This is a genomic window from Streptomyces sp. NPDC051963, assembly GCF_044593495.1.
GTDB lineage: Bacteria > Actinomycetota > Actinomycetes > Streptomycetales > Streptomycetaceae > Streptomyces.
In genome coordinates this window covers 204,087-217,603 of the sequence record NZ_JBIUCC010000002.1, presented here as the reverse complement: position 1 = coordinate 217,603, position 13,517 = coordinate 204,087, and the positions used below count along the sequence as shown (strand labels likewise).

At 68.9% G+C, this 13,517-nt stretch carries 9 protein-coding genes; 1 reads left to right on the top strand and 8 read right to left on the bottom strand.

Going from position 1 to position 13,517, the window contains the following annotated elements; all coding sequences use genetic code 11:
• Positions 1–35: 35 nt before the first annotated feature.
• Positions 36–488: a hypothetical protein gene (locus ACIHFB_RS07465; protein WP_210590103.1), complete on the bottom strand. Its 453-nt coding sequence runs from the start codon at positions 486–488 to the stop codon at positions 36–38.
• Between the two features lie 138 nt (positions 489–626).
• Entirely contained in the window at positions 627–1,733 is a 1,107-nt protein-coding gene (gene proB, locus ACIHFB_RS07460; protein WP_365279580.1) for a glutamate 5-kinase, read from the bottom strand.
• A 205-nt stretch (positions 1,734–1,938) separates the two neighbouring features.
• Here proB and ACIHFB_RS07455 point away from each other — a divergent pair, with 205 nt between their 5' ends.
• Positions 1,939–3,345 carry a polysaccharide pyruvyl transferase family protein gene (locus tag ACIHFB_RS07455; protein ID WP_400125809.1) on the top strand — a complete coding sequence of 469 codons (1,407 nt, stop codon included), beginning with the start codon at positions 1,939–1,941 and terminating at the stop codon, positions 3,343–3,345.
• Between the two features lie 63 nt (positions 3,346–3,408).
• On the opposite strand, the gene ACIHFB_RS07450 is transcribed toward ACIHFB_RS07455, so the two are convergent.
• The 6 genes from ACIHFB_RS07450 to obgE all read right to left on the bottom strand — a co-directional run bounded on the left by ACIHFB_RS07450 (position 3,409) and on the right by obgE (position 13,432).
• A complete protein-coding gene (locus tag ACIHFB_RS07450; protein ID WP_400125807.1) occupies positions 3,409–4,617 on the bottom strand; it encodes a glycosyltransferase family 2 protein in 1,209 nt (402 codons plus the stop codon).
• Between the two features lie 202 nt (positions 4,618–4,819).
• Positions 4,820–6,847 (bottom strand): hypothetical protein, encoded by a 2,028-nt coding sequence (locus tag ACIHFB_RS07445; protein WP_400125805.1) that lies wholly within the window; start codon positions 6,845–6,847, stop codon positions 4,820–4,822.
• Between the two features lie 125 nt (positions 6,848–6,972).
• A complete protein-coding gene (locus ACIHFB_RS07440) occupies positions 6,973–8,469 on the bottom strand; it encodes a bifunctional cytidylyltransferase/SDR family oxidoreductase (protein WP_365279165.1) in 1,497 nt (498 codons plus the stop codon).
• A gap of 214 nt (positions 8,470–8,683) precedes the next feature.
• On the bottom strand, positions 8,684–9,883 hold the full coding sequence (locus ACIHFB_RS07435; protein ID WP_400125803.1) for a hypothetical protein: 1,200 nt from the start codon (positions 9,881–9,883) through the stop codon (positions 8,684–8,686).
• A gap of 120 nt (positions 9,884–10,003) precedes the next feature.
• Positions 10,004–11,554 carry an alkaline phosphatase D family protein gene (locus ACIHFB_RS07430; protein WP_400125801.1) on the bottom strand — a complete coding sequence of 517 codons (1,551 nt, stop codon included), beginning with the start codon at positions 11,552–11,554 and terminating at the stop codon, positions 10,004–10,006.
• Between the two features lie 441 nt (positions 11,555–11,995).
• Entirely contained in the window at positions 11,996–13,432 is a 1,437-nt protein-coding gene (obgE, locus tag ACIHFB_RS07425) for a GTPase ObgE (RefSeq protein ID WP_365279174.1), read from the bottom strand.
• Between the last annotated feature and the right edge of the window lie 85 nt (positions 13,433–13,517).

Here is a 13,517-nt window from a genome sequence, read left to right as displayed (position 1 = left end):
CGAGACAAGCCGCTCAGACTCCGCAAAACGACCGCTCAATAGGGATGTACGCCCACCGGTGACGCCGGTGGCGGGCCGTATCCCTCCGCGATCCGCTGGTGGTAGGTCTCGCGGTCGATGACCTCCAGGCCGACGATCTCCCAGGGCGGCAGCCCGGCGGACTGCCGGTGCTCGCCCCACAGGCGCAGGGCGACGGCGGCCGCGTCGTGCAGGTCGCGGGCCTCTTCCCAGTAGCGGATCTCGGCGTGGTCGTTGGCGTAGCGGCTGGTCAGCAGAAAGGGGTGGTCGTGGGCCAGCTGCTCTAGGCAGCGCCGTACCTCCGTCAGCGGGGTCTCGGCGCCGGAGACGCTCAGCGTGACGTGCCACAGCCGGGGCGCGTCCTTCGGCTGCTCGTACCGGTCGCCGGCCGCGACGCTGGTCAGGGCGCGCTCCTCGCCGCCCGCCCGGGAGGCGACACCATCGCGGGACGCCGCCGCCCCAGGGCGCACTCGTCTCACGACGGCCTCCTTACCCGATGGTCATGCGGAATGGCCCCCAGGGGATCGAGTCCCCAGGGGATGGGTCCCTAAGACAAAGTTGAGCAGGCCGCAAGCCGCCATGGGGCTGTTTTGCGCAACGTCCACCTTTTACGGGTGCAGGATCACCAGGTCGTCCCGGTGTACGACTTCCCGTTCGTACGCGGCGCCCAGCTCACGGGCCAGTTCCCGGGTGGAGCGGCCGAGCAGCTGGGGGATCTCCTTGGCGTCGAAGTTGACGAGCCCGCGGGCCACCGCGCGCCCCTCGGTGTCGCGCAGCTCGACGGGGTCGCCCGCGCTGAACTCGCCCTCGACGGCCGCGATTCCGGCCGGCAGCAGCGACTTGCGGCGTTCGACGACCGCCCGCACCGCGCCGTCGTCCAGCGTCAGCGACCCCTGCGGGGTGGACGCGTGCTGGAGCCACAGCAGCCGGTCGGCGGACCGCTTGCCGGTGGGGTGGAAGTGGGTGCCGGTGTCGCCGCCGGACAGCGCCTCGGCCGCGTGGACGGCGCTGGTCAGCACCACGGGGATACCGGCGGCGGCGGCGATCCGGGCGGCCTCGACCTTGGTGACCATGCCGCCGGTGCCGACGCCCGCCTTGCCCGCGCTGCCGATCTCCACACCCGCGAGATCCTCAGGGCCGTGGACCTCCGCTATCCGCGAGGTGCCGGGCCTGCTGGGGTCGCCGTCGTACACGCCGTCGACGTCGGACAGCAGGACCAGCAGATCCGCCCGTACGAGATGGGCGACGAGGGCGGCGAGGCGGTCGTTGTCGCCGAAGCGGATCTCGTCCGTGGCGACGGTGTCGTTCTCGTTGACGATGGGGAGGGCGCCCATCGCGAGGAGCTTGTCGAGGGTGCGGGAGGCGTTGCGGTGGTGGGCGCGGCGGCTCATGTCGTCGCTGGTCAGCAGCACCTGGCCGACGCGGACGCCGTAGCGGGCGAAGGAGGCGGTGTAGCGGGCGACGAGCAGGCCCTGGCCGACGCTGGCGGCGGCCTGCTGGCGGGCGAGGTCCTTGGGGCGGCGGCGCAGGCCCAGCGGGGCGAGTCCGGCGGCGATGGCGCCGGAGGAGACGAGGACGATCTCCCGCTCTCCCCCGCTGCGCCCCTTGGCGAGGACGTCGACGAGCGCGTCGACCCGGTCGGCGTCCAGACCGCCGGACGCGGTGGTCAGCGACGAGGATCCCACTTTGACGACGACCCTGCGGGCCTCGCCCACGGCCTGCCTTGCCCCTGCCACTTCGCTTTCCGTCCCCTCGCACATCGGCTGTCCGCAATCTACGCGAAGGGGGCCAGGAGCCGCGCATCGATATCAGCCCCTGGACATGCGTCCCGTAACCGTGCGCTCACGGGTCGCACTCGGAAAAAAGGTTGTACGGGCCGCGCATGGAAATAAAAGCCCATGCAAACTTAATGTGAACGATGTGCCAACAAAAGATCATCGGGATGCCCGTGTACAGCGCATCCTGCTCCGCTCCGGGAAGAGCCCGTACGACGTGGTCCCCGTCGAAGAAGCCCTTCACCGAGATGTGTTCGCCACCAACTCCGGCAACCTGATCTTCAGCGATGCCGCGCACAAGATCCTGGAGACACCGGACACGGAGGTCGTCTCCAACGGCATCCGTACGGACGTGGCGGCGGCGGCCCGGATCAACGAGCAGTACGACGTCTTCGTCGTACCGCTGGCCAATGCGTTCCGGCCGTCGTTCGAGCAGCAGTTGAAGCGGCTGACGCGGCTGATCGGCAAGCTGCGGATTCCCGTGGTCGTGATGGGCGTGGGCGCGCAGACCGGGCTGAACTACGACCCGGCGCGGCTGAAGCCCATCGAGCCGGCCGTGCGCGAATTCGTCTCGGCGGTGCTCGACCGCAGCGCCTCGATCGGCGTGCGGGGCGAGTTCACCGAGAAGTACCTGACGGACATGGGGTTCAGGGACGTCGAGGTGATCGGCTGCCCGTCGCTGTTCCTGTACGGCAAGGAACTCGCCGTGTCCAAGCGGCGGCCGGAGCTCACCGGCGACTCCCGGATCGCCGTCAACGGTTCGCACAGCGCGGTGCGGTCACAGGGCCTGGACCGGATCATCGGCGACGCCCACGAGCGCTATCCGCACCTCCGCTTCGTCGGCCAGAACCTCAGCGACGCACGGCAGTTGCACTGGCGGGACCTCTCGGACCCGAACAGCCAGGTCACCGCCATGCCGACCCACCCGGACCACCCGATGTACCGGGAGGACAAGGTCCGCGTCTACGTCGATCCGATCACGTGGATCGACGACCTGCGCGGGTTCGACTTCTCCTTCGGCTCCCGCATCCACGGCAACATCGCGGCGCTGCTGGCCGGCACCCCGGCGACCGTGCTGTGCGGCGACTCCCGCACGCTGGAGCTGTGCCGCTACTTCGGCATCCCGCACCGCAGGATCGACCAGCTGCCCGACGGGGTCGATCCGGCGAGCCTGTACGAGGTGGCCGACCTCACCGAGCTGACGGGCGGCCACCAGGAACGCTTCGAGCGGTTCACGGCGTTCCTGGACCGCAACGGCCTGCGGAACACCTTCACGCACGGCGACGGCGGCGCGGCCTTCGACGAGCGCATGCGCGCGCTGGCCTTCCCGGCCGGCATCCGCCCCTGGAACGACACGGACATCGCCTCGCTCACCTCCCGGTTCGGCTGGCTGCACACCCGTATCGCCGAACTGGCCGTGGACAACGCCAAGCTGAAGCGGGACCTGAAGCGGTCGAACCAGCCCGCAACGCCCCCGACCTCCGTCTACCGCAAGGCCCGACGGGTCGTCGGACGCCCGATCCGCCGAGCACTCCAGTCGGGACGGCAATAACCCCAAGGGCCTCGCGGCATCCCGCGAGGCCCTCCCATCGTCAAGAGCAACTGCGCCGCGGCGTCAGGCCGCCGTCCGCATCCCCGACGCGGGCAGCACCCGGCGCACTCGGCGGACGACCTTCCTCGCGAACGAGTCGGCACCGCCCTCGCGGTAGCCGTGGAAGGCACGGGCCTCGCGGGGTTCGGCGAGGTAGACGGCGTCGGGTATGCCGGTCGTGCGGTCGCGGAAGCGGGGGTAGGCGAGGTAGACGCGGCGGCCCTTCTTCTCCAGGAGGGCGGCCGCCTGCTTCTTCGCCCTGAGGAACTCCAGTACCTCGACGAGGAGTTCAGGCTTCTGCCCGGCGACCAGGTGCAGCCGCAGCCGCTCCTCGACCTTGAGGCGGCGGGCCACCTCGTCGGTCCAGTAGGCGTCCATCAGCGGCTTCGCCAGCTCCAGCTTGTGCTGTCGTATCTGCTCGCTGTCCTTGAGGAACTTGGGGCCGAACTGCGGCAGCAGGGTGATCAGGAAGGGGCGGACCATCAGCGTGTCGCGGCGCGGGCCCGCCGGGACGAGGTCGGCGATCAGCCGCATCAGGGCACGGGCGGAGTCGAAGCGCAGGGTGTAGCTGCCGCTCTTCGTCACATGCTTGCCGTCCTCGCGGCCCACCAGGTAGTAGCAGACGTGGTCCGCGACCACCGAGACGCCGTCGGCCCGCAGATAGGCCTCCATCGTGAACAGCGCGTCCTCACCGGTCCACAGCGACTCGTCGAACCGCATGCCGTGCCGGTCCAGCAGCGCGCGGCGGAACAGCTTCTGCGCGCTGAGCGTGAACTTGATGTTGGAGGAGTAGACGTCGGTGCGCTCCAGCGTCTTGCCCCACATCGACCTGGGCGGCTTGCGGTTGATGCCCTCGACCTTGCCGAGGACGACGTCCGTGCCGTTGCGGTCGGCCATCGCGACCATCCGCTCCAGGGCCTCGGCGCCCAGCCGGTCGTCGGCGTCGAGGAAGAAGACGTACCGCCCGGACGCTTTGCCCAGGCCGACGTTGCGCGGGCCGCTGGGGCCGCCCGAGTTGTCCTGCCGGATCACGGTCACATGCATGGGCACCCGGGCCGCGAACTCCTCCAGATACTCCCCCGTGCCGTCCGTCGAACCGTCGTCGACCGCAATGACCTCGATGCGCTCCGGGTCGATGGTCTGTGCCTCGACGGATGCCAGGCACTCGACCAGATACGGCATCGCTTCGTACGCCCCGATGATCACGCTGACATCAGGCTGCGCCACGGTCACGTTTTCCCCCTCGCTAACGGGACATTTCCCCCCGTGTCTCCTTATTTGCAAACCAGTAGACGGATGAATGTGGGAAGCGGTTGCCTGGACCTCATGAATTAGTGACCTACGTCATACGAATTCCAGGTGACGTCTGTTCATCGGGAACGGAAAGAGCCCCCGAGGATTCACTCCTCGGGGGCCCTTCGTCCGCGGCGGTCGGTCAGCCCGTCAGCTCCGCCTCCGTCGTCGTGATCCGTGACTCCTGGCCGAGGTTGCGGGTCTCGGCCTTCAACGCCAGGTTCGCCACGGCGGTGTTGAACTGCTCGATGGACGTCGGCTCGTCCGGGCCGAGCAGATACTGCTTCAGCTCCTTGCGGTCCGCGGCCAGCGGGTCCGCGGCCGGGTCGCGGACGGCGGCCAGCAGCCTGCCCAGCTCGGCGGCGCTGTTGCTGAGGATGACGGCGGCGCGCACGGCCGTGTTCTGCCGCTTGAACTCCTCCTCGCCCAGCTCCGCGGAGTCGGTGACCGCGTACGGCTTGCCGCTGGCGATGAAGTCCGAGACCACGCTGGAGATGTCGGAGACCATCGCGTCGGAGACGTTGAAGCAGTCGTACAGACGCGGCTCGGCGCCCGTGATGACGCGGTGCTCGTGGGCGGGGAAGGAGCGCCAGTAGGCGTCGTTCCACTCGGCGCGCAGCCGGGCGATCTCCTCGTGCTTGGCGACATCGACCACGCCGTCGCGGGTGGCCTCGGCCTCGTCGCCCTTCTCGGAGCCGCCGGACAGCTCGGCGAGACGGGCCTCGATGCGGGCGAGCTCGGCCTTGGCGGCGGACTGGGCCGCGATGTCCGCCGTGAGCCGGGCAGCGGCGGCGTCCTCGACCAGCGCGGTGATGCGCAGGTGGGCGGCCTTGGCCACGGCGCTGCGCGTGCCGGTGAAGGGGTGCGGCTTGTACAGGACACGGACCGGCGGGTCGGCCTTGATCAGCGTGCGGACGATGTTCTCGCCGGCGAGCAGGATCGAGGTGTTGCCGGGGTTGTCGTCCCAGCCCTCCCAGGTCGGGGCGTACAGGACGGTCGGGACGCGGCCCTCGGACGCGCCCTGTCCGGTCTGGATCGGCGCCAGCTGCGGACGGCCGACCTCCACGATGTCGTCGTCACGGACACCGACGTCGGCGATGGCGTAGCGGTCGCGGCCCGCGCGTCCGGCGGTCCACACCTCGTCGTACACCTTGCTGAACGGGTTGACGCTGGCCAGCTTGTCGCTGTCGCCGTGGCCGATGAAGACGTGCTTCATCGTCGGGACCCGCAGCATGTGGATGTTCTTGCCGACGTTCGCCGCGTACAGCGTCACGCGCACGTTCGAGAGGTCCATGTTCATCAGGTGCACCCCTCCGGGCACGCAGATGACGGGGACCGTGGTGGGCGCCATCCGCTCCAGGATGGACCGCTCACGCAGGATGATCAGCGGCTTGGAGTCCAACTGCTCCATGGTCTCCAGCCACATGTTGACCTGGTACGCGGAGTCCTTGGACCCGGAGAAGTACAGCGCCGTCCCAGGCCGGTACTCGCCCAGCCAGTCGTCGACGGCGGCCAGCACGGCGTCCGCGCTCGGCGGGATCTTCGCGCCCCGGACGTACGGCATCAGCGCGAGGACGTACAGGCAGCCCAGGAACAGGGTGACGCCGATGCCGATGAAGCCCGCGACGGCCGTCCCCATGGCCGCCGAGACCAGCACGCCGACGACGGCCGCGAGGTCGAGGTGGAGCATCTTCTCGGCGGAGCGGTGCAGCAGCGGACGCGGCGGGGCGTCCGGGATGCGGATACGGGAGGCCAGGTCGACATTGCGGGTGGCGACCGGCATCCGGCGGCGGTTGCGGATCAGCGTGACCAGCGCGCCGTGCGGGGCCTGAAGGCCGTAGAAGGCGATGAAGCCGGCGACCGCGCCGTAGAAGATCAGGTCGTCCGCGAAGGAGAGACGGGCCAGCAGCAGGACCAGCAGGAGCTGCCGGATCAGGAAGCGGATCGACAGACCCGCACGCACCTTGCTCAGGCGGTTGATCAGATAGCTGCCCTTGCGGTGCAGATAGTGGTCCGCCAGATACGTCACGGCGGCCGCGGCCGCGAAGGCGGGAACGCTCGGTACGAGCGCGGCCAGCATGAGTGCCGGGTAGCCCAGCATCATGAGGACCGCTGCGGCCAGCTCGGCCGCGCTGCCCACCCGGGCGACGCGAATAGCGGTGGAAATCACGAAGAAACCTGCTCTTGGAGGGGGGAGTGCCGGTTTTGTTCTGTACGGATACAGGCCCCCGTGAATAGCCCGTTAACGAGCATCCACAGAGGCCTGAATTCCCTAAAGCTATTTGGCTTCGATTATTACACGCCGTCCTGACGGTCCAGCACCGAGGCCAGGGCCGCCTCGAAGCCGGAGGCCTTCGCCGCACCCGCCGTCGGGTCCTGCTGGCGGACGTCGATGACATGGCCGGTCAGCTCGGAGAGCAGCACGTCGAGCGAGGTGCGGGCGACGGCCTCGGAGGAGAGCAGCGAGCCCGCGGGCTCCTCACCGAAGGCCTTGGTGCGCATCGGGGTCGCGGTGCGCTCCGGGTTGACGCAGTTGACGCGGATGCCGTCGCCGGCCCATTCGTCGGACAGGGCCTGGGTGAGGTTCACCATGGCGGCCTTGGTCGAGGAGTAGAGGCTGTACTCGGCGCGGCCGCGGGTGTAGCTGCTGGAGGTGTACAGCAGCAACTGGCCCTTGGTCTCGGCCAGGTACTTGTACGAGGAGCGCGCGATCTGCACCGGGGCCAGGTAGTTGACCTTCAGCGCTTCCTCGATGGTGGCGTTGTCGGTCTCGGCGAGCTTGCCGATCCGCAGCACGCCCGCGGTGTTGACGACGAAGTCGATGCGCCCGGTCTCGGCGTACGCCTTGGACAGCGCGTCGTCGACCTCCTCCGGGTTCTCCACGTGCGTGCCGGTGGTGGAGCGGCCCAGCGCGTAGACATGGGCGCCGAAGGACTGGGCGAGTTCGCAGATGTCCTTGCCGATGCCGTACGAGCCGCCGAAGACGACGACGGTCCGGCCGTCGAGCAGCTCGCGGTAGGCCTCCTCGCCGAACTGCTCGGGCGTGGCGGTGGAGGCCAGCTGGAACAGCTTGTCGGCGATGAACACGTCGACGGGCTGGGTGACCTTCATGTTGTACTCGTCGCCCGCGACGACGTGGATCGGCACGTCCGGCAGATAGCGGAGTACGACCGTGCAGTCGTCCGTGGCCTGGAAGTTGGGGTCGCCGGCCGCGACCTCGTAGGCCCGCTTGATCGTGGACAGCTTGAACGCCTGGGGCGTCTGGCCGCGGCGCAGCCGGGAGCGGTCCGGGATCTCGGTGATGAACTCGCCGTCCTCGCCGTGCGTACGGGTCACGATGATGGTGTCGGCGGACGGGATGGCGACGTCGACGGCCTGGTAGCGCTCCAGCGCGGCCACGCAGTCGTCGATCACGCGCTGCGACAGCAGGGGGCGCACGGCGTCGTGGAAGAGGACGTTGCGGTCCTCGCCCTCGGCCAGGCCCTCGCCCAGCGCCGCGATGGCGCGCTCGGTGGTTTCGTTCCGCGTGGAGCCGCCCTCGATGATGCGGGAGACCTTTTTGAACCCGGCCTTGGCGACGATCTTCTCGATGTCCGCGACATAGCCCGGCGCCATCAGAACGATGATGTCGTCGATCGAGTCGGCCTTCTCGAAAGTGGTCAGAGTGTGCTCGATGACTGCCTTGCCGGCGATCTTCAGCAGCTGCTTGGGGATCGAGAGACCCACGCGCTGACCGGTACCACCGGCCAGGATCACTGCGGTGGTACGGGGCTTGGCATTGTGCTGTGACACAGGTGACCTACCTCGGGGCGACTGGGAACACCGAAATGGTCCCACTTGTGGTTACCGCAGTGCAAGGTGAGCGACCTCCGTTGCATATGTGCGCGCAACCTGTCATTCACCTTGCACACCTGGTCATGGGCGCCACTTTCCGCGGGCACCTCGTGGAATTGCTGTGAGTAACTCCACAGGTGATCGGCATTGCGGAGCGTGATGCCCGAGCGGCTCAGCGTCTCCCCAGCCGCTTCAGACACCGGTGCCCGAGCACCTTCACCAGCTCCTTGGAAGACGTCTGGTGAACGGTACGCGCCTTGGTGGGGGCGGAGTGCTTGACGGGAGCCGCGGCGGCCGCCGCCAGCGCGCCATACAGGGCGTGTGCGGCCACCTCGGGGGCGATCAGCGGCTCCGCCGCGGTGCGCGCGACCGGCTTCGGCACGACCGACAGCAGCCCCGGATCCCCCAGGACCCGTACCCCCATGGCGCCGATCCGCCCGGCCATCTCGGCACCGATCTCGGCGGCGGCCTCAAGGGCCCACTGCGGGGTACAGATCTTCACCTCATCGGGACCGGGAGCGCACGTATTCTTCATATGCATCACGGCGCCGTATCGGACAAGCTGAGAATAGAGCTCGTCCGGGAGTCCATTGCCGCGGAATTCCACATTAAGATTCCGCAGCATTTCGGTCTCGGCGAGGGTGAGCGAGCGATTCGCCGTGTCCGGAACGGGCTGGACAAGATTCTCGGGCAGACCGAGCAGCGCCTCGAACGTGCGCATCAGGCCGCCTTTGTCCCGGTCGTCGACCACGACGACGGTGACCCGCTCGGGCCCGACCACCCGGGCCCAGCGCTCGACGAGCCGGTCGTGCCGGTGCCGGCGCCAGAAGCTGGGGTTGGGCTTCTCGTACGGCGCCTTGCGGAGCATGTGCGTGAGCCAGTCCTCGTAGCCCATGCGCAGGCCGTTCTGCACGTACTGCTGCCACTGCGAGGGCATGATCCTCGCCAGCGGGCGCAGGGTGATCAGCACATGCACCCGGTCGCCGCCGAGTTCCTCGACGACCCGGGCGATGGTCTCGTCGTCCGGAGCGTCGGCGAAGAACTCGCTGCTGATCACCGAGGTGCTCTTGCCGCTCGCGTCCACCTGCTCGACCAGCCGCTCCCAGTGCCGCTCGGTGGGCTTGGTGTTGCCCAGCATCCCGGGGCGGGCGCAGACGGCGAGGACGGCTTCCATGGGGTGGCGAGTGGAGGCCGGGAAGACGACGCCGTGCTCCGGCATCGCGTCCTTCACCTCGAACAGCGCACCCTGGATCGAGGTCGTGCCCGTCTTGTGCGGGCCGATGTGCAGCAACCGGGTCCCGGAGGGCAGCGGGGCTATGACCGCGGCGCCACCGTTGGCCGGGAGTTCATCTCTCGTACAGTCCGTCTCCATAGTCAGAGGAGAGTAAGAGGGCTCCCTAAGACTTCGCTGAGAGAAGCCGAGAAGTTTTGCTGAGAAGCCTGGGACGGGTGACGCGTCCCAGGCTCCACCTCGACTCTCCCTCACCGGCCGCTACTCCAGGTGCACACCCGGCTCGTCGGACTCGACCCGCAGCTTGGCCAGCGTGCTCGCGGCCGCCGTCGGCTTCAGCACGGTGTCCACGACCCGCACCTGCGCGTCGATCCCGTCGCGCCGGATGTCGAAGAGGTGGTAGCCGCGGTGGGCGTCGAGCAGCTTCCAGTGCGGGTTGTCCGGCATCCGCGGGTCCCACTCCCTGTGGAAGGCCGCCTGGTCCTGGTCGCCGTTGCTGGAGATGGACGTGCCCACGAACTCGGCGCCGACGACATCGGAGTCCGGATCGGCGTAGTCCCTCTTCAGGTCGCTGATCATCGTCAGATGGCGGTCACCGGTGAGCACGACCGGGTTGCGGACGTCGGCGAACTCCTCCATCAGCGCGTTGCGTTCGGCCTGGTAGCCGTCCCAGGCGTCGTAGAACCACTGCTTGCCCTCGCCGATCAGCAGGTCCGTCTCGGCGACCATTATCTGCGAGGCGATCAGATTCCAGCGGGCGGGCGAGTCGTGCAACCCGTCGAGCAGCCACTCCTTCTGCTCACCGCCGAGCATGGTGAGCGAGGGGTTCTTCGCGGCTTCCTGGGTGGTCACCTGGTCGCTGCGGTACTGCCGGGTGTCCAGCACATTGAGCCGGGCGAGACGGCCGAACTCCAGTCGGCGGTACATCCGGATGTGCGGCCCGTCGGGGATCGCCGTCGCCCGCACCGGCATGTGCTCGTAGTACGCCTGGTAGCCCGCGGTCAGCCGGGCCACGAACGCGTCGTGCGTCTGCTTGTCCGGGTCCTGCGGGATCTCGCCGGCGAAGTCGTTGTCGATCTCGTGGTCGTCGAAGGTGACCACGAAGGGCGCGTTCGCGTGCATCGCCGCGAGGTCGGGGTCCATGCGGTACTGCGCGTACCGGTTGCGGTACTGGGTGAGGCTGTACGGCTCACCGGTCCCCTCGTGCTTGCGCACGGCCGTCGCCGACGGCGTCGACTCGTAGATGTAGTCACCGACGAACACCACCACGTCGGGATCCTGGGCGAGCATGTCGGCGTACGGCGTGAAGTAGCCGTTCTGCCAGTTCTGGCAGGACGCGAGCGCGACCCGCAGCTGACCGCCTGAGCTGAGGCGGGAGGGAGCGGTACGGGTGCGGCCGACGGGCGAGACCTGGCCGGAGGTGCGGAAGCGGTACCAGTACGCGCGACCCGCACGCAGCCCCCGTACATCGACGTGAACGCTGTGCCCGTACTCGGGCCGGGCCTGGGCGACGCCCCGGCGCACTCCCTTTCGGAACCGCTCGTCCTCGGCGATCTCCCACTCCACCGGCACGTTCCGCGCCGGCATACCGCCGCCGTTCAGCGGGTCGGGGGCGAGTCGGGTCCACAGCACGATGCCGTCGGACAGCGGGTCGCCGGAGGAGACTCCGAGGCTGAACACGCCGTCGGGCAGCGGGGTTTCGGCAGCTCGGGCGGCCGACGGCAGCCACAGCTGGGCAGAGGCTGCGGCGCCGAGGACGGCGGCGCCCGCGGTCAGAAAACGGCGTCGGTCGGGGGATACGGCTCCGGTCATGCGCGAACTCCCTTGCCTCGCTGGCCTCTTGGACACTGGGAAGCTCACGCTTCCGGGCGGTCCGCCGGCTGAACGGAGCGGTTCGCGTGCATGACAAATAGGAAGACAGGGGGAAACCCGTTGCGACATGGCTACAGAACGAGGGACGCTGCCAAGCCGTAACGACTTGATGGGCCGTCAGGCCATACCAGCCCCCTACGACCTGATGGGCCGCCAGGCCCTATAGGGGCGCGGGGCCGTGTCGATCAGCGGCTCCGCCGCGTGGGCGCGACCAGCCCTCACGCACCCGCAGACGAAGAACGACCGATCGGCGTGATCGGCCGCCAGGCCCCAAAGGGGCGCGGGGCCGCGTCGATCAGCGGCTCCGCCGCGTAGGCGCAACCAGCCCCCACGCACCCACGCCCCCGCAGACGAAAACCGCCCGCCGCGGAGCGCTACCGCCTAGAACGGGTCGAAGTCGTCGAACTCCCGATCCGCGTCGTCACGCTCCGCCTGCCGGTCCCGCCGCCGCTGCGCCGCGGGCCTGGGCTCCTCGAGGCGGTGGTCCTCACCGCGTCGGCCCAGCATCTCCGCACCGGCCATCACCGACGGCTCCCAGTCGAAGACGACCGCGTTCTCCTCGGGCCCGATGGCGACACCGTCCCCGGACCGGGCGCCCGCCTTCATCAACTCCTGCTCCACACCAAGGCGGTTGAGCCGGTCCGCGAGATAACCCACGGCCTCGTCGTTGTTGAAGTCGGTCTGCCGCACCCAGCGTTCGGGCTTCTCGCCCCGCACCCGGAACAGGCCGTCCTCCTCCAGCGTCACGGTGAAGCCCGTGTCGTCCACGGCCTTGGGCCGGATGACGATCCGCGTCGCCTCCTCCTTCGGCTTGGCGGCACGCGCCGAAGCCACCAACTCCGCGAGCGCGAACGACAGTTCCTTCAGCCCCATGTGCGCCACCGCGGAGACCTCGAAGACCCGGTAACCGCGAGCCTCCAGATCCGGCCGCACCATCTCGGCGAGGTCCTTGCCGTCCGGTACGTCGATCTTGTTGAGGACGACCATCCGGGGCCGGTTGTCGAGCCCGCCGTACTCGCGCAGCTCGGCCTCGATGACATCGAGGTCGGACAGCGGATCCCGCTCGGACTCCAGGGTCGCCGTGTCCAGCACATGCACCAGCACACTGCACCGCTCGACATGGCGCAGGAACTCGAGGCCCAGCCCCTTGCCCTGACTGGCGCCGGGAATCAGCCCCGGCACATCGGCGATGGTGTAGACGGTCGCGCCGGCGGTCACCACACCGAGGTTCGGCACCAGGGTCGTGAACGGATAGTCCGCGATCTTCGGCTTCGCGGCACTCAGCACCGAGATCAGCGAGGACTTGCCCGCGCTCGGGTACCCGACCAGCGCCACATCGGCGACGGTCTTCAACTCCAGGACGATGTCCTGGAGATCCCCCGGCTCACCGAGCAGCGCGAAGCCGGGCGCCTTGCGGCGGGCGGAGGCGAGCGCGGCGTTGCCGAGCCCGCCGCGTCCGCCCTGCGCGGCGACGTACGACGTCCCGTGCCCGACCAGGTCGGCGAGCACATTGCCCGCCTTGTCGAGGATGACGGTGCCGTCCGGCACGGGAAGGACCAGGTCCTGCCCGTCCTTCCCCGACCGGTTGCCGCCCTCGCCGGGCTTGCCGTTGGTGGCCTTGCGGTGCGGGGAGTGGTGGTAGTCGAGCAGCGTGGTGACGGACTGGTCGACGATGAGGGTCACATCGCCGCCGCGCCCGCCGTTGCCGCCGTCGGGCCCGCCCAGCGGCTTGAACTTCTCACGGTGGACGGAGGCACAGCCGTGACCTCCGCTACCCGCGGCGACATGCAGTTCGACGCGGTCCACGAAGGTGGTCATGGTTCAGTGCCTCCAGAAACTCATGGGAATTACCTGTGTTAACACGCGAAAGGCGGACCCGCCTTCCCACCTGGGAAGTGAGGTC

Excerpts from the sequence above, each read along its gene's own strand:
- ACIHFB_RS07435 (WP_400125803.1), bottom strand. The coding sequence starts at position 9,883 with ATGGAGACGGACTGTACGAGAGATGAACTCCCGGCCAACGGTGGCGCC.
- ACIHFB_RS07430 (WP_400125801.1), bottom strand. The coding sequence starts at position 11,554 with ATGACCGGAGCCGTATCCCCCGACCGACGCCGTTTTCTGACCGCGGGC.
- obgE (WP_365279174.1), bottom strand. The coding sequence starts at position 13,432 with ATGACCACCTTCGTGGACCGCGTCGAACTGCATGTCGCCGCGGGTAGC.